This window comes from Asanoa sp. WMMD1127, from assembly GCF_029626225.1.
GTDB lineage: Bacteria > Actinomycetota > Actinomycetes > Mycobacteriales > Micromonosporaceae > Asanoa.
Map to the genome: position 1 here is coordinate 1547186 of NZ_JARUBP010000001.1, position 22282 is coordinate 1569467.

Genomic DNA, 22282 nt, shown 5'->3' on the forward strand with positions numbered 1-22282 from the left:
CCAGCGTGGCGGCGACACGCGCAAACGCCGTGCAACAGCTGTGGAAGCAGCGTGGAAACCCGCGGTTGACCAGCGATGTGGGACAACGCTGGACGAGATCGACCGCAGTGACTACACATGAGGGCGGCGGACTAGTCGCGGGGGGACTGTTGGCGGGACGCGTGGAGATCGGCGTGCTCGGGCCGATCCAGGTGCAGCGAGACGGGGTCCCCGTGCGGCTCGGCCCACAGCTGACCACCCTGCTCGCCGCGTTCGTGATCGAGGCCGGCCACGTGGTGCCCGCCGGGCGCCTGGTCGAGTTGCTCTGGCCGGCCGGCGCCCCACGGTCCGCCCGCACGACCCTGCGCAGTCACATCTCCCACCTGCGTCGGGCGCTGGCCGCGGACGGCGAGGTGTGGCTTCACCGGGTGTCGGTCGGCTACCGGCTTGACGTGCCGCCGGACCGCGTCGACAGCCGCCGCTTCGAGCAGGGTTGCCGCACCGCACACCACGACCCTGATGACGTGCGCCAACACGCGCACCAACTCGCCTCAGCACTGGCGCTGTGGCGTGGCCCCGCCTTCGCCGACATCGCGGACACCCCGTTCGTGCGGCCGGAGGCGCAGCGGCTCGCGGCGCTGCGCCGGTCAGCCCGGCGGTCCCACGCGGAGGCCCTCGTCCGGCTCGGCCGCAACGCCCACGCCGTCGGCGTCGTGTCGGCGTTGCTGGCCGAGGAACCGGCCGACGAGGCGGTGCACCGACTGCACGCGCTGGCGCTGCTGGGCGAAGGACGCGCCGAGGAGGCGGTCAGCGCCTGTCGAGCGGGCATCGACGCGCTGCGCGAACGCGGTCTCGACGCGCCCTCCCTGCAGGATCTGCAGGCCGCCCTGCTCCGCAACGAGGTGCCGGCGCGGACGGCGCCAGCCGGAGCGCCGCCGCCGCGGTTCCTTCCGCCGGACCCCGCGTGGTTCGCCGGGCGTCGCGCCGAGCTCAAGGCCGCCGCGGATCTCTTGGTCGACCGGTCCGGGGCGCCGCTTGTCGTCAGCGGCCCGGCCGGCGTCGGGAAGACCACGTTCGCGGTGCGACTCGGGCACCTGCTGGCCGACCAGTTCCCGGATGGGCAGCTCTACCTCAACTTACGTGGGTTCGGCCCCGAGGAGTCGGCCATGCCGACCGACGAGGCCGTCCGCCGGCTGCTCGACGCGCTCGGTGTGCCGGCCGACCAGCTGCCGTCCTCCGTGGATGGTCAGGTCGCCGTCTATCGCCGGCACCTCGCTCCGCGGCGGGTGTTGGTGCTGCTCGACAACGCCCGCGACCCCGACCAGGTGCGCCCGCTGCTGCCCGGGGCGGCCGGCAGCGCGGCCGTGGTGACCAGCCGCAACCAGCTGCCCGGCCTGCTCGTCGGCAGTGGGGCCAGCGCGATCGGCCTGGACCTTCCGGCGGCCGAGGAGTGTGTCGAGCTGCTGACCCGCCGACTCGGCACCGACCGGGTCACGCGGGCCGGTGCGGCGGTGGACCGACTGGTCACGTCGTGCGCCCGCCTGCCGTTGGCGCTGGCAATCGCGGCCGCCCGCGCTACCATCCGACCCGACTTCCCGTTGGCCACCCTGGTCGACGAGATCGGCGACAGCCTGGACGCCCTGGACACCGGCGAGGACGACGCCGACGCGCGTACCGTCTTCTCCTGGTCCTATCGGTTGTTGACCCCACCGGCCGCGCGGCTGTTCCGGCTCCTCGGCTCGCTGCCCGCGCCCGAATTCGGGCCGTCGGTCGCCGCCAGTCTGACCGCCAACGACCGGCGGACAACCCGGCGGCTCCTGACCGAGCTGACCCGGGCGCACCTGGTCGCGGAGCCACAACCGGGCCGGTTCACCACCCATGACCTGCTCCGGGCGTACGCGGCCGAGCTGGCCGAGGAGACCGACGCGCCGGCTGACCGCGCCGCCGCGCTGGAGAGGGTGACCAGCCACTACGCCGTGACGGCGCACCACGCCGCCGGCCACCTCGCCCCCCATCGCGACCCGTCGGCCGCCCCGGCGGTCGTCCCGGACACGGTGGTCGACGCGATCAGCGACCGGGAGTCGGCGCGCGCATGGTTCGCCGACAACCATGCCGGCCTCGTCGCCGCGGTGCACCGGGCGCATCTGGCCGGGCTCGACCAGCCGGCGTGGCAGCTGGCCTGGGCGCTGGAGACCCATCTCGACATCGGTGGGCATTGGGCTGACTGGTCGCGCGTCCAGGAGGTGGCACTGCGGTCGGCGCTGCGCCGCGGCGACGGGGCGGCAGCGGCCGCCGCCCACCGCAGCCTCGGCACCGTGCACACCCAGTCGGGGCGCTATGCCGAAGCCGAAACGCACTACCTAGCCGCCCGGGTGGCGTACGGGCAGGCTGGCGATCAGGTCGGCGAGGGTCACGCGCATCGCGGGCTCGGTTGGGTCCACATCCTCCGCGACAACCTCGACGGGTCGCTCCAACACAACCGGCGGGCACTGGCGCTCTATCGGTCCGCGGGCTACGTCGCGGGTCAGGCGCTCGCCCTCAACAACATCGGGTACGTGTTGACCCAGCTCGGCCGGCACCGGGCCGCGCTCCCGTACTGCCACGAAGCGGTGCGGCTCAACCAGCGGCTCGGCGATCCGCACGCCGAGGCCGGCGCCTGGGACAGCCTGGGCCACGCACACCTGGCGCTGGGTGAGCACGCGCGAGCCCTGACCCACCTGCGCCGCGCCCTGGACCTGTGCCGCGGCTTCGGCGACCGCTATCACGAGATCGACATCCTGGAGCACCTCGGCGAGGCCCAGCTGCGCAGCGACCGGCCGCACGAGGCACGGGACTCGTGGGCGCGAGCAGTCGAAATCGCCACCGACGTGGGCCACCCGGGAGTGCCTGAGCTGCTGGCCCGGCTGCGCTCACTACGCTCCTGAACGTCTCCTGTCATCGTGTTCTGTCGACGTATTGGCTGGTCAGCTCCGGTCCGCACAAGGGCGGTATCCGAGCATGATGGTCGGGCCTACGGGGGCTGGTCAGTTGCGCAGGCTCCATTGCTGGTTCGTGCCGCCGTTGCAGGACCAGAGGATGAGCTTCTGACCTGCGTGCGTTGTTGCGCCTGATCGCGGGCGCGCCGCTCGACGCGCACCCCGTGGAGCTGGCTACCACGCTGGTCATCCGCGAGTCGGCCGCCCCACCGAGCTAGCGGGCCGCGGTCGAGCCGCGGACGATCAGCTCGGTGGCCAGTTCCACGTGGTGCGAGTCCAGTTTCTCGCCGGCCGCCACCCGAAGTGCGGTGCGCAGGGCGACGCCGCCCATCTCGCGCAACGGTTGCCTCACCGTGGTCAACGGCGGCGAGAAGAGGCGGGCGACCTCGGTGTCGTCGAAGCCCACCACGCTCAGGTCGTCGGGCACTCGCAGCCCGCGGGCCCGGGCCGCCTCGATCACGCCCGCCGCCATCTCGTCGCTGCTCGCGAACACGGCGGTTGGCCGCTTGGGTAGGTCGAGCTGCGCGGCGCCGCCCGCGATCCCGTCCTGGTAGCGGAAGTCGCCCGTCTGCCGGTGGTCGTCGGGCACGGGCACGCCGGCCGCCTCGAGCGCCGCCCGATAGCCGTGCATCCGGGCCTGGTTGCACGCCGACCGGCTTGAGTCGCCGACGTAGCCGATCCGACGGTGGCCGAGGGCGAGCAGGTGCTGTGCCGCGGCCATGCCGCCCGCGAAGTTGGTGGAGCCTACGCTGGCCGCTCGCTGCCGCTGCAGGTTGAGCGGGTCGATGACGACCAGCGGCAGGTGCGCGCGGGAGAGCGCGGCCAGGTCGGTGGAGGTGAGGTCGTCGAGAACCGCGATCACCGCGCGGCGACCCGCGGCGGCCAGGTCGCGCGCCCAACCAATGGGATGGCTGGCGTCGGCGCCGGCCGCGGTGCGCGGCCGGGTGCTGATCGCCACCGCGATGCTGGCCGCGCCGCTGGCGTCGAGGACACCCTGGATGATCTCGGTGGAGTACGCGTTGAGGTCGCACGTGAGCACCAGCTCGATCTGGGCCGTGGCTGGGTTGCCCCTGGCCGCGCGCGACCGCCGGCCGATGTAGTCGTGCTGCTCCAGCAGCGACTCCACCAGCGCGCGGGTCTCGGCGCCGACGTCGCAGCGTCCGTTGACCACTTTGGATACGGTGGTCACCGAGACGCCGGCTAACCTGGCGACGGTGGCCAGCGTCGCGCGGCCGATGGCTATCTCCTTCGTGGAGTGTGGATCGGTCACAGGTACAGACGACCGAGTCGGCGATCGTCATCGGTGACCGATGACAAATTGGGGCTTCGCGGTCGTCAGTACGGTTGCGAGGACCACTGCGCCCCGGACGGCTGGCCGGCGGTAGACATCGCCGACTCCTCGGGCGGCATCAGCACCTCATTGCGTGGATACGAGCTCCCGGCAGCCGGCCGGTGGCCCGCCTCCCAGCGTCAAGCGAGCCCGTCGATCTGTTCGATGACTATTAGAAAATCGACGTGAGCAAATTGCTAACGGAAAATGTGTTATGGAAACGATCCCTTAAAGGTCGCATTGACATGCTGCGATTCCCCGCCGCATGCTGACCAAGCAGACCACGGGACGGCTCGCATCTGAAATGACGCTGCGACGCCTCCCGGCGGGACCTGACTGACCGTCACGGCGGACGGCATGACGATCTGACCGGCACGCATGCCTTGGATGCCCAGCCGCGGCTGGAGCGTCGCAGGGCCACCGACGGCGCGCCTCGTCTGCAGTGGAGCTGCCACGGCGGCACCAACCAGCAGTGGTGGTTCAGCCCATATAGGCCCGCAACCCCGTAAGGACTGTCATGGAAACTCCGAAAATCCGCCGTCGATGGTACGGGCGCTTGTCCGGGCTGGGCGCCATCGTCGCGCTGGTCCTCGTCGCCGGCAGCGCGACGGCGGCCCCCATCCAGCCGGGGCAGAGCGCCCCGATAGTGGGCAGTCAGTCCGGGCGCTGCTTGGCGGTCCCAAACTCCAGCACGAGCAACGGGACGCAGGCGCAGCTGTGGGACTGCACCGGTGCCGCGAACCAGACCTGGACCTACACGTCGACCAGACAGCTGACGGTGTACGGCAACAAGTGCCTCGACGCCAACGGGCAGGGCACTGGCAACGGCACCGCCGTCATCATCTGGGACTGCAACGGACAGGCCAACCAACAGTGGACGGTCAACGCCAACGGCACCGTCACCGGTGTGCAGTCCGGCCGGTGCCTCGACGCCAATGGGGCGGGCACAGCCAACGGAACGAACATCATCCTCTGGGACTGCCACGGCCGGAGCAACCAGCAGTGGAACTCCCCAACGACGCCGCCGCCGCCGGGCGCTGGTCCCTGTGACATCTACGCCTCTGGCGGCACGCCGTGCATCGCCGCACACAGCACAGTCCGCGCACTCTACGGCGCCTACAACGGCAACCTCTACCAGGTGCGGCGCTCGTCGGACAACAGCACCCGGAACATCGGCGTACGCAGCGCTGGTGGCACCGCCAACGCGGCGTCGCAGGACTCGTTCTGCGGCGGCACCACCTGCGTCGTCACCGTCGTCTACGACCAGTCCGGACGAGGTAACGACCTGTGGTACCAGGGATCGAGCGTGGTACCCGGTTCGACCCAGAGCCGTCCAGCGATCGCCACCTCCGAATCACTGACGATCGGGGGCAACGCGGCCTACTCGCTCTACATCAACCCCGGGAACAGCTACTGGCGGGACGGTCACCTGACCGGCGTGCCCACCGGCAGCGCGCCCGAAGGCATGTACATGGTGACCAGCGGCACCCATGTCAACAACGGCTGCTGCTTCGACTATGGCAACAGCGAGACAACCCGCTCGGCCGACGCCGCCGGCGCGATGGATGCCATCAACTTCAGCACGCAGTGCTGGTTCGGCGGCTGCTCCGGCACCGGTCCGTGGGTGCAGGCAGACCTCGAATGGGGCCTCTACCCCGGCGGCAGCCAGGCCTGGAACCCGAACCAGCGCGCCTTCACGAGCAAGTTCGTCACGGCGACGCTGAAGAACAACGGGACGTCCCGCTTCGCCATCAAGGGCAGCAACGCGCAGTCCGGCACCCTCTACACGCTGTGGGACGGCGCTCTCCCGCCCGGATACAGCCCGATGAAGAAGCAGGGAGCCATCATCCTCGGCAGCGGCGGGGACTGCTGCAAGCCCGGCGGCGGCGCCAACCTGAGCGCCGGCACCTTCTACGAAGGCGCGATGGTCGCCGGCTACCCGTCTGACGCCACCGAGAACGCCGTGCAGGCCAACGTCGTCGCGGCCGGCTACCGCTGACCACCCATCGCGAGAGAACGGAGCACACCCATGGGCACCAATCGGCATCGATGGCGCACACTGCTCGCGATCGCCGGGACAGTCGTTCTGGCCAGTGCCGGGGTCGCCGGCATCCGACTGGGCTCCGCGGCCGCGGACGCCGTCCCGCTCGCGGCGACGGCCGGATGTGGCAGAGCGCCGGCGTTGAACAGTGGCACGCATACGATCCAGAGCAGCGGACAGAGTCGCAGCTTCATCCTGCGGGTTCCCGCCAACTACAACAGCAGCAACCCGTACCGGTTGATTTTCGCGTTCCACTGGCGCGGTGGCACCATGAACGACGTCGCCTCGGGCGGAACCAGTGGAAGCGCCTGGTCCTACTACGGGATGCAGGAGCAGTCCAACAACAGCGCGATCCTCGTCGCGCCGCAGGGCCTAGGCAACGGCTGGGCCAACTCCGGCGGTCAGGACATCACCTTCGTCGACGACATGGTCCGCGCGATCGACAACGCGCTGTGTGTCGACACGACGCAGCGCTTCGCCCTTGGCTTCAGCTACGGCGGCGGCATGAGCTACGCGATCGCGTGCGCCCGCGCCAACGTCTTCCGAGCGGTCGCGGTCTACTCGGGCGCCCAGCTGAGCGGGTGCGGCGGCGGCACCCAGCCGATCGCCTACTTCGGCCTCCACGGCATCTCGGACAACGTCCTCAACATCTCTTCAGGGCGTTCGCTGCGTGACACGTTCGTCCGCGCCAACGGCTGCGCCGCCCAGAACCCGCGCGAACCCTCGCAGGGCAGCGGGCAACACGTCACCACCCTCTACTCCTGCCGGGCGGGATACCCGGTGCAGTGGGCCGCGTACGACAGCGGCCACGGGCCGGCTCCGGTGGACGGATGCTCCGGATGTGAAGACGGAGTCAGGACCTGGACCAAGGGCGAGGTGTGGAGATTCTTCGCGCAGTTCGGCGGCACCAGCCCGTCGCCGGATCCGACCACTCCGCCGCCGAACGGCAACCGGTTGCGTAACGAGGGCTCCGGACGCTGCCTGGACGTCAGCCAGGCGTCCACCGCCAACGGGGCACAGCTGCAGATCTGGGACTGCCACAACAACGCCAACCAGCAGTTCGCCCAGAACGGGGCGACCCTGCGGGTGACGGGCAAGTGCCTGGACGCCCCACCCAACGCGGCCGCCGGCAGCCGGCTGCAGATCTGGGACTGCAACGGCGGCGCCAACCAACAATGGCTCTTCAACGGCAACGGCACGATCAGCAGTGCCCAGACCGGGCTGTGCCTGGACGTCAACGGCGCCGCCACCGCCAACGGCTCCGCGGTCATCGTCTGGACCTGCCACGGCGCCACCAACCAACGCTGGACGCGGGCGTAGAGACCGCTTGACAAGGCCGGCCCGCGGCAACCGCAGCGGGCGTCTGTTCGGCGGCACGTGAAAGGAGCAAGCACGTGAAGGCAGCCGGTTCCACCATCGGAGGTTCGCTGCTGGCAAGCGTGGTGGTCGTCGCCGCCGCGTTGACGGCCGGTCTCGTAGACCAGACGCCGGCCGTGGCCGCGACCCAGGCGACCTACTACGTCGCCCCCGACGGCAACGACACCAACCCAGGAACGATCGGCTCGCCATTCCGCACCGTGCAGCGTGCGCGGGACGTCGTACGCGGGGTGAACACCAACATGACCGGCGATATCTACGTCTACCTGCGCGGCGGACGGTACCCGGTGTCCAGCACGATCGAGTTCGGGGCGGCCGACTCGGGGACCAACGGTTTCCGGGTCATCTATGCCGCGTACCAGAACGAGATGCCGGTCCTCGACGGCGGTGTCCAGGTAACCGGATGGACGCAGCACAGCGGCAACATCTGGAAGGCCCCGCTCGACCGCGCCAACAAGCTGCGCACGCTCTACGTCAACGACAAGCGCGCCTTCATGGCTTCGAAAACGATCAACTCCGCGGGATGCCACGGGACCTACACCATCACGGCCGGGCAGGCCGCATGGGCGTGGGAATCGGGATCGCAGTGCGACGGTGCCCGATACAGCACTGCTGACTTCCCTGCGATCGCCCGGAACCAGGACGATATCGAGATCGAGACGGCGACGACCTGGACCACGGCCATCGTCGGGGTCCGCCAGGTGACCACCGACGGCACGAGCCGGGTGGCGCTGTTCCAGCAGCCGGGCGCCGCCATCGCGCAGGGCGCGTTCAACGGCAACGCCCAGGTCGGCGGCAGCCACAAGGTCATGAACGCGTACGAGTTCCTCGACGCGCCCGGCGAGTTCCACTTCGACAAGACCAGCCGGACGCTGTACTACTACAAGGCCAGCTCCGAGAACATGGCGACCGCCACGGTCTTCGCGCCGAACAATGTGACGACCCTGCTGCGGGTCGCCGGCACCTCGACGGGCAGCCACGCGCGGAACATCACGTTCTCGGGCCTCACCCTGCAGCACTCCGACTGGAACCTGTTCAACGTGGCCGGCTCCTCCTTCAAGCAGGCGCAACAGGGCAACCTGGGCGCGCAGGCGTACGCGAAGGGCAACTTCCACGTCTACTACTACCGCAACGTCGACGTCACTCCCGGCATCGTCCAGGTCGACAACGCCGACGGGATCCTCTTTCAGCGCAACCGGATCCAGCACACCGGCGCCGACGGGATCAGCATCGTCAACGACGTGCAGAACTCACAGCTGATCGGTAACCACACCAACGACATCGCCGGATCGGCCATCTCCGTGGGTCATCCGCAGCACGTCTACGTCGGCGACCACACGTCGACCAACCGCGAGAAGTATTCCCCGCAGGTGGAAGGCCTTCCCCGGATCATCGACGTCAAGAACAACTACCTTTACGACAGCGCCGTTCTGTTCAACGGCCACAGTCCAATCTCGGCATACTTCGCCGACACCCTGGCGATCCAGCGCAACCGGATCGAGAAGACTCCGTGGTCGGGCATCACGCTCGGCTGGGGGTGGTGGAACTTCGACGGGTCAGCGGGCTCGATCGCGCCCAACCGGCCGACCACCACGGCGAGGAACAACACCATCAGCCACAACCACATCATCGACACGGTGCAGCGCTTAAGCGACACGGCTCCCATATACACCCTGGGAAGCCAGCCGGGAACCACGGTCACCAACAACTACCTGCAGGGCGTTCCGGCCGGACACAAGTACGGGCTCCACCCGGACGAGGGCTCGGCGTTCATCGCGTTCCGCGACAACGTCCTGAGCGTCGACACGAATATCACGTGGCTCGTCAACTCTGACGACTTCGGCCGCAAGCACGACTTGAGCATCACGCAGACCTATGGCCCGATAAACAAGGTCTCCAACAAGAACCTGCCTAACAGCACGATCGAGGACATCCTGGTCTCCTCCGACTACGTGTGGCCCGCGGCCGCCTACGGCATCGCCGTCAACTCCGGCCTTGAGGACGCATTCCGCGGCATCATTCCGCCGAGCACCATGTCCCTGCCGGACTACGTGCTGCCGGCCAGCACGTTCGTCGGCAGCGGAACCTCGTCCATTCCCATCCGCAGCGCCGGCGACGCGACCAGGTCCGTCTGGCTGGCGCCCGCCGGCACGACCACGTTCGCCGCCGGCCCGACGATGACCAGGGCGGACGGCGTCGCCACCTCTATCGCGGTGCCGACGTCCGCGGGCAGCTACCGGCTTTACGTCCTCGATGCGCAGGGAAATCGGTCGGCCGAGTCCAGGTCGCTCGTCAGGCGGCAGGGCAGCGGCGGCCAGGGCGCGCAGATCGTGGGCGGTCAGTCGGGACGCTGCGTCGACGTTCCCAACTCCACGACCAGCAACGGCACCCAGGTGCAACTGTGGGACTGTGGCGCCGCAGCCGGCCAGCGCTGGACCTACACGTCAGGCAAGCAACTAACCGGAAACGGCAACAAATGCCTCGACGCGAACGGTGCGGGCACGACCAACGGCACCACGGTCATCATCTGGGACTGCCACGGCGGCACGAACCAACAGTGGAACGTCAACGCCAACGGCACCATCTCCAACGTCCTATCCGGACTTTGCCTGGACGCCAACGGCGCCGCCACCACCAACGGCACAAAGCTCATCCTCTGGTCCTGCAACGGCGGCACGAACCAGCAATGGAGCCTGCGCAACTGACGGTGACCCTGGCGCCCGCATCCAGGGCTCCGAGAATCCGCGTTCGGCCGATAAGCCGCGAGCCCGCGTCCTTTACTGGACAAGATGCGCACCCTTCTCGGGGGCACTGTGCTGACAGTCGGGATCGGAGACCACATGGCCGGCGAATATGGTGTCGGACTCATCGGCGTGAACGCGAGTCGTGGCTGGGCCCGGGCATCGCACGTGCCGGCCATCCAAGGGTTGCGGGGGCTACGTCTGGCCGCAGTGGCCACCCGGTCGCAGGACAGCGCCGACGCCGCGGCCAGGGCCTTCGGCGTCGAGCGGGCCTATGGTGACGCTGCGGCGCTCATCGCGGATCAGACGGTCGACGTCGTGGCCGTCGCCACGTCGGTGCCGGCCCATCACGACCTGATCACCGCAGCGGTCCACGCCGGCAAGCACGTTCTCACCGAATGGCCCGTCGGCGTCGACTCCGCGCAGGTTGCGCAGATCAAGCAGGTCACGGCCAGCACGTCGGCACACGTGGCAGTGGGATTACAGGCGCGATTGAATCCGGCGGTGTCCCGGTTGCGTCGGCTGATGGAAAGGTCGGCCATCGGCCCTGTCCGGAACGCCACGATCTATTCGTCCACCGCGGCCTTCGGCTCCCGGCTGTCGCCGAGCGAGGTCGCGCTCGAAGACCCCGCAGCAGGGATGAACCTGGTGACCATCCAACTGGCGCACACCGTCGACCTCGTCGAAGTCCTGCTCGGCCAGCTCGGGGACATCACCGCCGAGTTCCGCACGCAGTACCCACGGCCGCACGTCGACGGCACAGACCAGCGGCTGCAACGCAGCCTGCCGGACCACGTCCTCCTACAGGGAAGAGCCGGCGGGACGCCCGTCGCCGTCGAAGTGGTCGGCGGCCGTCCGCCTGACGACTGCCCGTTCCGCCTGGAACTGCACGGCGAAGAAGGCAGGCTCGATCTGCGGGGCGGACATGCGCGAGGATTCCAGGCTGGCTCAATGCGGCTGGCACGCAACGGCCACCCCGTCGACATCGAGGGTGGCGAGACCACCGACCTCCCCGAATCGGCAGTCAACACCGCGGGGGTGTACGCCGCCCTGCGCGACGACATCGACTCCGGCACCGAGACGGCACCGTCGCTCAACGAGGCGGCACGGCTCACCCGCCTGCTCGACGCCGTGCGGGATGCCGCGAACGGTTCCTGACGCTACCCGAACGCGTTGGATCCGAGCCGGCTTCAGCCCGGCGACGCGGCGAGACGGAGACGCGTACGCCAGTGATGAAGGGCGTGTTCAGCGACACCGAGCCCGCCGCGGGCAGCACCCAGAGCTACACCCGCGACCCCAATGGCGACCTCAGCCTGCGCACCCAGAGCAACGCCGTAGGCACCACCCCGCGATCAACGCCGCGGCCCACCACGACAGCGCGGGAATCAGCAACAGCGCGAAGAAGGCGAGGGGGGACAAAGATAAGGAGTCCAGGAGGGCGTGGTCTGCTGACCACCGGCGCACACGCGAAGGCGATAGAGCAACCGCACCGACCAGCAGGCCGTAAACGAGGAAGGCAAACGCGCCCAACACCCGTCCGCGACGGTCGGTGAGGGCGCCGCCCGCTAAGGCGGCCAACAGCACAGCTCGACCGCGCGCGCGGCCCTTCCAAGAACCTGGCGAGGCGTTCGACGTCGTTTCTCGCTCGACGTGCCAACTATAGACGACTCCGTCCGGATCCAGCGGACGGCATGGTTACGGAGCTACCGGGGAGAACTGTCATCGCGAGGAGCCAGCACTTCGCCTTCCGGCGGCTCTACCGGCATGATTTCGACGATAGTTGTGCCTGTTTGGTTGACGGTTCGGCCGACTCGAAAGAACCCATCGAGGGATGCATTGACGTATCTGACCTGGTCGTAGCCGAGGTAACTGGCTGAGCCCTTTAGGAGAACGAGGCGCAGGATAATGCAGTCCCATCCTGGATCTTGCTCTTCACAGTGCGAGTTTAGTTCGATACCAGCCAGACCCGTTTCTCCCTCTGTCAAAGAAACCTTCACGTTTTTACCACCAGAAGCCGGGACGAAGTTTAACTTGAGCTTCACTACCTGAGCCGGATGCTGGTTGAAAAAGCTGCGAATTTCCTCGATCTCCTCCATCCAGGCTTTGTCCACCGGTCCGTCCCTCGCAACTTCGATCTCGCCCAACTGACCTGATGGATCCTCTACCTCGCGCACTAGCGCTGGCGTCGCGGGCTGCGGATTTTCCGTTGTCGGAGCAATTGAGGGACGCATCGAGGTGTCGACGTTATTTCTCTCGTCTGGAATAACAGCGAGCCCGACCGTCAGCACCATTACGATGCCGACTGTGGCGAACAGTCGACGGTTGGTGAGCCACCTTGGGCGCCGGATGAAGTTAGCGAGGACGCTTCCCGCGAAAGCGACGACGAACGCTATCGCGGCGATGATCACCTTCGCCTCAAGCGACACGCAGCAGATTGTGTCATAGCTCGAATGATCATCATCTTTCGAGATCGACTCATCGGCAAATGCGCTTCGGCTTGGCCGAACTAAATGGGCCGCCCGCGGCGACCGCCACGGCGCTACTCGTGGCTGCGGTCGGGTCATGGGCCGTTTCAGGTCCGACCCGGCGCGACCTCACTTAGCGAGAGGCATGCCCGCGGCGATGATCGAAGTCTCAGTGGCGTCGCTACGGTCATCGCGGCGATGAAACGCTGTTTGGGCCCTAGCTTGGCAGCACAGGACCGCCGCCGGCCGGGACGGGCTAGGCAGGTGTGGTGGCTCTCCATAGCCGCTGTGGTTCAAGGACCAAGGGCGGTCTCAAGGGCGGCCGATCCCGGTACCAACGGTCTACCTTGTACAGCAGCTTCACCAGGTCTAGCTCGGCGGATTGCTGAGCCGCCGGGCTTTTGGCCATAGGCCCACGTGCCGAAGGACGCTGAATATGCACCGGCCTGGCCCTGCCGCCTGCGGGGCCGAGCCCGTTCGGTATAACAATTAAGCCGACACCATAAGGACTCTAATGTGCCAACGTCGTGCTTGTTGGTACCAACGATCTGGTAGGTGCGGGACTCGCTGGCCGACGAGCTAAAGTCCGCCTTAACGTGTCGGCAAGACCGGACCGATCCCGTTCGACGAGCGGCGGGCGGCCAGCGCGAACAAGCACGACCTGTGAGCGTCACCAAATCCTCGTACTCGTGGAGAGCTTGACGATGACTGACGGATCGGGACTACGCACGCCTGGCCGAGTGGCTGCGTGACAACCCGGGCGTCACGTTGCGGGTGTACGGGGCAGCTGGCTCGGCTCTCGAGGATCTCGACTTTCTGCGATGGTTCCCGAGCTTAACTCGCCTCTCGATAGACCTTCCGGGCCTTGGCGATCTGGGGTTCCTGGAGAAGTTCAGCGGGAACCTTGAGTACCTGAACATCGATCGCACCGTCACTCGTATCGATCTGGCGCGGATCCCGGCCCGTGGGTTGCGGGGACTTCGCCTGGTCAACCACGAGCGCGGCCTGCAATCGCTGCTTCAGGCAAACCAGTCACTGCGGAGTCTGGCGCTCTGGAAATACCGTGCTGCCCTGGCGCTCACCCTCGGTTCTGTGCGGGACCGGTCGGCGCTGGGTGATTTCGAGCGTCTGAGGCTGCTGGTGCTGCGGGGCGTCCGCGGGTTCGAAGAGCTGGACTTCCTTCCGCGGCTCAAGGTGCTGGAATGGCTGTGGGTGGAGACCGTCAAACTTCACACCCTTCCGAGCCTCCGCAAGCACCGATCCCTTGTCAGGGTCGACCTGGACGGCATCCGGACCCTGCGGCCCGACATGATCGTCGCGGTGAGCGAGGCGCCGAACCTGACCGAGCTTGTGGTCAACGGCGGCAGGCTCACGCCAGCCGATTTTGGGATCCTGACTGGCCATCCCACACTCTTGGCCACCCGGATCTCGCTGGGATCGCTCCGACGAAACGACGAACTCGCGCGGCTACTCCCCAACCAGCAGCAGCCGCGCACCCACTCCGACTTCGCCAGATCGAGCGGGATTGAGCTGGCGATCTAGGACGTTCTCATTACCCACCAGTAGTTCGGAAGGCTTATGTTCAGCACAATTGTCCTTGATCCGACATCGGTTGACTTGCCCGCTTCCGATTCGACGACTGGTGGATCACGTTGGTAGCTCGCGCAGCCGCGGCGTCGCGGCTGGCGGCCGTCCCGGCCACGACGCCGGTCAAGGCTTCACGGGCATGAGCAGAGAGTAGGCGCGGTCGTCGGCGGGGCGGCGGATGGCCAGCGGGCGGATCGGGCCGTCGAGCTCGAGCACCAGCTGGCCGTCGCCGCCGGCCGCCAGCGCCTGGAGGAGGAACTCGCGGTTGACGGCGATGGCGCCGGCTTCCCACTCCTGCTCGCCGCCGACGTCGATCCCGCCCTCGGCGCCGATGGTCAGCACGACGAGCTCGTGGTCGTGACGGATGACGGGCGGCGTGGTGGTCAGGGCCGCGCGGAGTTCTGCCGGGTCGACCCGGGTCCGGCGGGGTTGGCCGCCGGCGGTGCGGGACTCGACGGCGCGGCGCCAGTCGGTGTAGTCGTACGGCAGCGGCTTGTCCTTGATCGTCCAGCCGTTGCCGGTTGCCTCGATGGCCGTGTCGGTCACGGTCAGGGTGATCGGGGCGTCGCCGTGCTGGGTGCTGAGTCGGTCGATCCAGGCGAGCGGCGCGATCGCGCGGACCGGTAGGCCGTCGACGGCGGCCGGCTCGCGGTGGATCGCCATGCGGTAGCGGTCGGTGGCGACGAAGGTGACCGCATCGGAATCGACGTCGAGGAGGACGCCGGCGAGCATCGGGAGCTCGGTGTCGGTGGTCGCGCCGGCGGCGAAGCGGACCGCTCGGACGGCGGAGGCCAGGCCGGTCTGTGCGAGCGTCACGGTGGTCATGGGGGTCTCCTGCGTGTCGAGAAGGGCGTGTACGCGGGAGAGCTCACGGCGGGCGTCGGCGAGACCGGTTTCGAGGCGGTGCAGGTGGCGGTCGAGCAGTCGGTGCGCGTCGTCCCGGTCACCGGCGAGCACCTCCGCGATCTCGGCGACCGGGAGCCCGACCCGGCGCAGGCCGGCCACCAACCGGGCCTGGTGGATCTGGCGGTCGGCGTACCACCTGTAGCCGTTCTCGGGGTCGACCAGCGCGGGCACGAGCACGCCGGCGCCGTCGTAGAAGCGCAGTGCGCTCACGCTCAGGCCACTGGCCCGGGCGGTCTCGCCGATGCTGTGCATGTCGCTCTCCACGGTTGTGCACCCTGGTGCCTCGACCAGGTCGAGGGTCAACGTCTCTTTTTGTCGGAGGCCCCTGATATCCATGACCCATGAGGTACGGGGTGATTCTGCCCGGCGGTCCGGCCGGTGAGCAGGTCGACCAGGCTGTCCTGGCCGAGCGCGCCGGCTGGGACGCGGTGTTCGTCTGGGAGGCGGCCTACGGAGTCGATGCCTGGTCGCTGCTGGCCGCGATGGCGGTGGCGACGACTCGGGTGCGCTTGGGCACGATGCTGACCCCGCTGCCGTGGCGCCGCCCGTGGAAGGTGGCGAGTCAGGTCGCGACCCTCGACCAGCTGTCCGGCGGGCGAGCGGTGCTGACCGTCGGCCTGGGCGCGATCGCCACCGACCTGCCCGACACCGGGGAGGTGATCGACCGGCGCGGCCGGGCCCTACGCCTCGACGACGGCATCGACCTGATCCGTGCGTTGTGGGGTGGCGCCACCAGCTACCACGGTGCGCACTACCACTACGAGTGCGCGCGCTCCGATCTCACCGAGGCCGTGCAGCCGGTGCAGGAACGCATCCCGATCTGGGTCGTGGCGCGCTTCGGGCGTCCGCGCTCGATGCGCCGGGCGTTGCGCTGCGACGGCGTCGTGCCGGAGTTCACCGGTGACGCGGCCGGTCCGGCCGGGGTGCGGGAGCTGCGGGCGTGGCTGGCGGAGCGTGGTGTGGCGGCGGACTACGACGTGATCGCCGAGGGTGAGACGCCGGTCGCTGACCCGGCCGCCGCGGCGGCGGTCGTGGCGCCCTGGGCGGCGGCCGGGGCGACGTGGTGGTTGGAGTCGCGCTGGGAGATGCCACACCACACTCCGGAACGCATGACCCAGATCCGCGACCGGATCGCCGCCGGCCCACCGAGTGCCTAAGGCCGTGGCAGGCGGGCCTCGTGCGGGCGGCGGTCCGGGCGCAGGCCGCGCCAGGCCGGGTGGCGCAGGCGCCCGTCCGGGGTGACCGAGCGGAAGACCACCTCGCCGACCACCTCGGGGCGGACCCAGCGCACCCCGCGCCGGTCGGCCGTCGGGATCTGGTGTGCCAGCGGGGACCGGTCGGTCTCCAACGGGGTCAGCAGGGAAAGCAGCTCGTCGAGCATGTCGTCGGTGAAGCCCGTGCCGACGCCGCCGCAGTAGGTCAGTTCGTCCTGCTCGGAATAGGCGCCCAGGGTCAGCGACCCGATCGTGCCCGCGCGCCGGCCGCCGCCGGGTTTCCAGCCGACGACCACCACCTCGGTGGTCTGGATGAAGGGAGTCTTGAGCCAGACCGGAGACCGCCGGCCCGGGTGATAGGTGCCGTCGACGCGCTTGGAGACCACGCCCTCCAGGCCGCGCTCCCGCGCCGTGGCCATCACGGCGTCCGGGTCGCTGTCGAAGTACGGGGCGACCAGCACGGGCTGCTCGTCGATGCCCAGGTCGTCGAGCACGGCACGCCGCTCGTGCCACGGCCGGCCGGTCAGCGGCTCGTCGAGGAAGAGCACGTCAAACACGCCGTAGACGACGGGTGTGCCGGTGATCAGTGCCCGGCTCGGGTTGACGACGTGCATGCGGCGCTGCAACGACGAGAACGACGAGACGCCGCGCTGGTCGAACGTGACGATCTCGCCGTCGAGCACGATCCGCCGGCGACCGACCAGGTCGGCCACCACGCCGAGCTCCGGATAGCTCGCCGTGACGTCGAGGTCGTTGCGCGACATGAGCCGGATGCCGCCGCGACCGTCGGTGTAGGCGACGGTGCGGACGCCGTCCCACTTGAACTCGTAGACCCAGCCGGCGGCGTGGGGGATCTCGCCCGGCACCGCCAACATCGGCTCGATGACCGCCGGCCACCCGAGCCCCGGCGGCTTCCGCCGCGCGGCCGGGCTCATCGCCGCGCCCATTCCAGCTCAGCGATCAACGGCTCCTCGCGCGCGAGGTTGGGACGCGGAGGCGTGCGAAGCTCGGGCGGGCTCAAGGCCGCGTCTTGCAACTCGCGCTTTGACAGACGCTGACCTCGTGCGGGGCGGCGTTGGTTCGCGGGCTGATCCACGCGCCGTCTCCCAGCTCCGGCCGATCGGAGATGCGGCGGCGTGCGGAGCGCGACCCGGATCATCGCCGCGCCCCCTGCAGCTCGGGCTTCGGTGGTGGCTGGTCGCCCTCGATGTCGAGGCGCGGCAGGATGCGGTCGAGCCACCGCGGGATCCACCACGCGCGGTCGCCGAGGATGGCCAGGATCGCCGGCACGAGAATCATGCGGACGATGCTGGCGTCCAGCAGCACCGAGACCGCCATGCCGACCGCCAGCATCTTGATCGTCGGATCCGGGTCGGCGACGAAGCTGATGAAGACCACGATCATGATCAGGGCAGCCGTGGTGATCACCCGGGCGGTGGCGCCGATGCCGAGCGCCACGCTGCGCCGGGTGTCGCGGGTATGCAGGTACGCCTCGTGCACTCGGGACATCAGGAAGACCTCGTAGTCCATCGAAAGCCCGAACACCACCGCGAACATGATCATTGGTACGTACGCCGGGATCGGTAGGTGCATGTCGACCCCGATCAATGACGATGCCCATCCCCATTGGAACACGGCGACGATCACCCCGTAGGCGGCGCCGACCGAGAGCAGGTTCATCAGCGCGGCCTGGATGCCGATCACCAGCGAGCGGAAGGCGGTGGTCAACAGCAGCAGCGACAGCACCACGACCGCGAAGATCAGCCAGGGCAGCCGCTCGACCGTGCGGGCGGTGAAGTCGTCGTACCCGGCTGTCTGCCCGGTCACGTACGTCGGCGCCGCCACGGTCGGCAGCACGTCGTCGCGGATCCGGTGCAGCAGGTCGGTCGTCGCGTCCTCGCGCGGGCCGGTGGTCGGCACGACGTTGATGATCGCGGCGCTCCCCGACGGGTCGACCAGCGGCTGCGTCACCGACGCGACGCCGGGCTGCTGCTCGAGCGCAAGCTGCGCGCTGGTCAACACCGTCGTGGGATCGCTGCCCGCCGGCAGCTGCACCACCACGGTCAGCGGCCCGTTGGCCCCAGGACCGAAACCTTCGGCGATCAGGTCATACGCGCGGCGGTCGCTGTCACTGGTCGGGTCGGTGCCGGGATCGAGCTGCCCGAAGTCGATCCAGAGCAACGGAATGGTGATCACCAGCAACGCGACCACGGCCGCGACGGCCCAGGGCCACGGCCGCCGACTGACATACCGCCCCCACCGCGCGAACGCCCCATTCTCATGAGCGGGATGGGTGATCGGATCCGCCCGCCCGCCCGGCGGCCGAGGCTCGGGTGGCGCGAAGCCGTCTGGCGCCGCTCCCAGATTCGACTGCCCCGCTGACGTTCCGTTCCGCCGTGGGTGCGGTGGTGCGGGCGGCGCGCCGACGCCCCCCGAAGACCGGCGCCGGAAGCGCATCGCCCGGACAGTCCGCCCGGCCAACCCGAGAAAGGCCGGAATCAACGTCAACGCCGCCAGCATCGTCATCGCCACGCCGAGCGCCGCCGACACGCCGAGGGCGCTGATGAACGGCAGCCCGGCGATGTACAGCCCCAGCATCGCGATGATCACCGTGCTGCCGGCTACCAGGATCGCCATGCCGGAGTGGCTGTTGGCGACCGCCGCGGACGCCGTGTAATCATCACCGTCCGCGAGGTCCTCGCGGTGCCGGGCCACCTGGAACAGCCCGTAGTCGATGGCCACGCCGAGGCCAAGCAGCGTCGCCAGCGTCGGCCCCGTCGTCGGGAACGTCACCACCGCCGCCAGCAGCCCGATGATCGACAGAGCGCCGAGCACCGAGAACACCGCCGACACCAGCGGGATCAGGGCGGCCACGACCGAGAAGAAGATGAAGAACAGCAGCACGAAGGCCACCACGATGCCGACCACTTCGGACGGTAGGTCGCTCGTGCCCTTACCGATCTGACCCGTGGCCGCGCCGTAGTCGACCGTGAGACCGGCCGCCCGCGCGGGCGCCACCGCCGAGTCGAGCTGGTCCAGGTAGGACTGTCCCAACGTGTCGGTGGAGATGTCGTAGTCGACGGTGGCGTACGCGATGGTGCCGTCTGGCGACACCGTCGGCGGGTTCGTCGCGAACGGGCTCGTCGCGCTCACCACATGCGGCAACCGCCCCGTGTTGGCGACCGCCTCGTCGACCGCGCTCTGCCGCTCCGCCACCGTCGAGCCGGCCGGCGACTGGAACACCAGCTGTCCGACGTACGTGCTCTGGCCGGGAAACGAGGAAGCGATGATCTGTGTGCCCTGGTCCGACTGGCTGCCCGGCACCGTGTAGTTGTTGAGGTAGTCGCCGCCCCACCGGTTGTTGCCGACCGCCAAGCCGACGACCAGCACGAGCCAGGCGCCGATGACGACCCAGTGGTGGCGGGCGCAGGTGCGGCCGAGCCGGGCCAGGAACGCGTGCATGCCGAGGTCCCTCCGGGCGGCCCAGGCTCTCGGGCGGTCCAGGGACCGGAAATTCAGCTTAAATCGGTCAGGTCGACCGGGTGTCCTCCTCGCGGAACTCGGCGGCCGGGCGACCGCCGGACGCATAGGCCGAGTGGTCCCCGGTCCGGAGCTCGACCCGGCGGATCTTCCCGGAGAGCGTCTTCGGCAGCGCGCCGAACTCGATCCGGCGCACCCGCTTGAACGGCGCCAGGTGCTCGCGGCAGTGCGCGAAGATCGCGGCCGCGGTGTCCGCGGACGGCGCCCACCCCTCGGCCAGCACCACGAACGCCTTGGGCACGGCCAGCCGCACCGGGTCCGGCGACGGCACCACCGCCGCCTCCGCGACGGCCGGGTGTTCGATCAGGACGCTCTCGAGCTCGAACGGCGAGATCCGGTAGTCGGACGCCTTGAACACGTCGTCCATGCGTCCGACGTAGGTGATGTAGCCGTCCGCGTCGCGGGAACCGACGTCACCGGTGTGGTAGTAGTCGCCGGCCATCGCCGAGGAGTTGCGCTCCGGGTCGCCTTGATAGCCGACCATGAGCCCCAACGGCCGAGCGGTCAGCGGCAGGCAGATCTCGCCGTCGTCGCCCGCGCGGCCGGAGACCGGGTCGACCAGCGCCACCGCATAGCCCGGCAGCGGCCGCCCCATCGAGCCCGGCTTCACCGGCTGGCCGGGCGTGTTGGCGATCATCACAGTCGTCTCGGTCTGCCCGAAGCCGTCGCGGATCGTCAGCCCCCACGCCCGGCGTACCTGCTCGATGATCTCCGGGTTGAGGGGTTCGCCCGCGGCCACCGCCTCCCGCGGCGGCGTGCGCAGCGTGCGCAGGTCGGCCTGCACCAGCATCCGCCAGACGGTCGGCGGCGCGCAGAACGTGGTGACCCCGCACCGGTCCATCTGCGCCATCAGCGCGCCCGCGTCGAACCGCTGGTAGTTGTAGAGGAACACGCACGCCCCCGCGTTCCACGGCGCGAAGACGTTGCTCCAGGCGTGCTTGGCCCACCCCGGCGACGAGATGTTGAGGTGCACGTCGCCGGGCCGCAACCCGATCCAATACATGGTCGACAGATGACCCACGGGGTACGACGCGTGCGTGTGCTCCACCAGCTTCGGCAGCGCGGTCGTGCCGGACGTGAAGTAGAGCAAGAGCGGGTCGTTCGCCGAGGTGGGCCCGTCGGGCGCGAACTCCTCCGAGGAGCCCGCGCTGGCGGCATAGTGACGCCAACCCGGCACGTCGCCGCCGACCACGATCCGGCTGTAGTCACCGGCCACCTCAGCCAGCTTCGGCGTCGCCGCGACAGTGGTGATCACGTGCCGCGCGCCGCCGCGGTCGAGCCGGTCCCGCAGGTCCGCCGGCCCGAGCAACGGCGTCGCGGGGATGATCACCGCGCCGAGCTTGGCGCACGCGAGGATCGTCTCCCAGAGCTCGACCTGGTTGCCCAGCATGACGATCACCCGATCGCCGCGCCGCACCCCCTCGTCGCGCAGCCAGTTGGCCACCTGGTTGGACCGCGCGGACAGCTCCTGGAACGACCGCCTGGTCTCGGCGCCGTCCTCCTCGACGATCCACAGCGCCGGGTCGGCGTTGCCCTCGGCCATCGGGTCGAACCAGTCCAGCGCCCAGTTGAACTGGTCGAGCGCGGGCCAGCGGAACTCGGCGTACGCCCGGTCGTAGTCGTCTCCGACCTCGAGGAGATAGTCCCGGGCCGTCCGAAACGCTTCTCGGCTCACCGCACCAGTCTGCTCCCGATCATCGCGAACCGCGCGAGACTGAGGGGCATGAAATATCTGATCATGGTGTACGGGAACCCCCGGTCCCGCGCCGTCTGGGACAGCTTCACCGACGAGCAGCGCGCGGCCGGCATGGCCGAGCACCTGGCCCTGGGCGAGGCGATGACCGCGGCGGGCGAACTGGTCCTGTCCGAGCGCCTCGCCGACCCGTCGACGGGCACCCGGATACCCGCCCAACCGGCCGCCCTGGCCGCACTGGGCCTGCCCACCGACGGGCCGTTCGCCGAGTCCAAGGAGCACCTCGCCGGCTTCTACCTCGTCGACTGCCCGTCGGAGGAGCGCGCCCGCGAGTGGGCGGCCAAGATCCCCGAGTCCGTGCTGGGCCTGGTCGAGGTCCGCCCTGTGTGGACGGGTGACTAGTCCCGCCGACGGGAGCGACCGCGATTACTACG

14 protein-coding genes are annotated in these 22282 nt (G+C 69.1%); 8 read left to right on the forward strand and 6 right to left on the reverse strand.

All coding sequences use genetic code 11. From position 1 onward, the window contains the following. Positions 1 to 149 precede the first annotated feature (149 nt). The gene (locus O7635_RS07580) at positions 150 to 2903 is read left to right on the forward strand and encodes a tetratricopeptide repeat protein (RefSeq protein ID WP_278079694.1); all 2754 of its coding nucleotides are present in this window, start codon (positions 150 to 152) and stop codon (positions 2901 to 2903) included. A 265-nt stretch (positions 2904 to 3168) separates the two neighbouring features. Here the strand turns inward: O7635_RS07580 and O7635_RS07585 are convergent, their stop codons facing one another. After that, the gene (locus tag O7635_RS07585) at positions 3169 to 4224 is read right to left on the reverse strand and encodes a substrate-binding domain-containing protein (protein WP_278079695.1); all 1056 of its coding nucleotides are present in this window, start codon (positions 4222 to 4224) and stop codon (positions 3169 to 3171) included. A gap of 616 nt (positions 4225 to 4840) precedes the next feature. On the opposite strand from O7635_RS07585, the gene O7635_RS07590 reads away from it, so the two are divergent. The 4 genes from O7635_RS07590 (at position 4841) to O7635_RS07605 (ending at position 11601) form a co-directional block, all read left to right on the forward strand. Then, on the forward strand, positions 4841 to 6283 hold the full coding sequence (locus O7635_RS07590; protein ID WP_347405265.1) for an arabinofuranosidase catalytic domain-containing protein: 1443 nt from the start codon (positions 4841 to 4843) through the stop codon (positions 6281 to 6283). A gap of 30 nt (positions 6284 to 6313) precedes the next feature. Further along, entirely contained in the window at positions 6314 to 7645 is a 1332-nt protein-coding gene (locus tag O7635_RS07595; protein ID WP_278079697.1) for an RICIN domain-containing protein, read from the forward strand. Positions 7646 to 7719: 74 nt separating this feature from the next. Beyond that, positions 7720 to 10407: a ricin-type beta-trefoil lectin domain protein gene (locus O7635_RS07600; RefSeq protein ID WP_278079698.1), complete on the forward strand. Its 2688-nt coding sequence runs from the start codon at positions 7720 to 7722 to the stop codon at positions 10405 to 10407. An 84-nt stretch (positions 10408 to 10491) separates the two neighbouring features. Beyond that, positions 10492 to 11601, forward strand: a complete 1110-nt coding sequence (locus O7635_RS07605; protein WP_278079699.1) for a Gfo/Idh/MocA family oxidoreductase — start codon at positions 10492 to 10494, stop codon at positions 11599 to 11601. A gap of 545 nt (positions 11602 to 12146) precedes the next feature. Here the strand turns inward: O7635_RS07605 and O7635_RS07610 are convergent. Next, a complete protein-coding gene (locus O7635_RS07610) occupies positions 12147 to 12869 on the reverse strand; it encodes a hypothetical protein (protein ID WP_278079700.1) in 723 nt (240 codons plus the stop codon). An 807-nt stretch (positions 12870 to 13676) separates the two neighbouring features. Here O7635_RS07610 and O7635_RS07615 point away from each other — a divergent pair. Then, a complete protein-coding gene (locus tag O7635_RS07615; protein ID WP_278079701.1) occupies positions 13677 to 14450 on the forward strand; it encodes a hypothetical protein in 774 nt (257 codons plus the stop codon). A gap of 168 nt (positions 14451 to 14618) precedes the next feature. Here O7635_RS07615 and O7635_RS07620 read toward each other — a convergent pair whose 3' ends face one another. Beyond that, positions 14619 to 15653, reverse strand: coding sequence for a MerR family transcriptional regulator (locus tag O7635_RS07620; RefSeq protein ID WP_278085401.1), 1035 nt, complete (start codon positions 15651 to 15653; stop codon positions 14619 to 14621). Positions 15654 to 15742: 89 nt separating this feature from the next. On the opposite strand from O7635_RS07620, the gene O7635_RS07625 reads away from it, so the two are divergent. Beyond that, complete coding sequence (locus O7635_RS07625) at positions 15743 to 16558, forward strand: LLM class flavin-dependent oxidoreductase (protein WP_278079702.1); 816 nt, start codon at positions 15743 to 15745, stop codon at positions 16556 to 16558. Here the strand turns inward: O7635_RS07625 and ligD are convergent. The 3 genes from ligD to O7635_RS07640 form a co-directional block, all read right to left on the reverse strand. After that, positions 16555 to 17550 carry a non-homologous end-joining DNA ligase gene (gene ligD / locus O7635_RS07630; RefSeq protein ID WP_278079703.1) on the reverse strand — a complete coding sequence of 332 codons (996 nt, stop codon included), beginning with the start codon at positions 17548 to 17550 and terminating at the stop codon, positions 16555 to 16557. The two genes, O7635_RS07625 and ligD, sit on opposite strands and share 4 nt — an antisense overlap. Before the next feature lie 220 nt (positions 17551 to 17770). Beyond that, positions 17771 to 20203 (reverse strand): MMPL family transporter, encoded by a 2433-nt coding sequence (locus O7635_RS07635; protein WP_278079704.1) that lies wholly within the window; start codon positions 20201 to 20203, stop codon positions 17771 to 17773. Continuing rightward, entirely contained in the window at positions 20145 to 21830 is a 1686-nt protein-coding gene (locus tag O7635_RS07640) for an AMP-binding protein (RefSeq protein WP_278079705.1), read from the reverse strand. The genes O7635_RS07635 and O7635_RS07640 overlap by 59 nt, the downstream gene beginning before the upstream one ends. A 48-nt stretch (positions 21831 to 21878) precedes the next feature. On the opposite strand from O7635_RS07640, the gene O7635_RS07645 reads away from it, so the two are divergent. After that, positions 21879 to 22250, forward strand: coding sequence for a YciI family protein (locus tag O7635_RS07645; RefSeq protein ID WP_278079706.1), 372 nt, complete (start codon positions 21879 to 21881; stop codon positions 22248 to 22250). Positions 22251 to 22282: the final 32 nt, after the last annotated feature.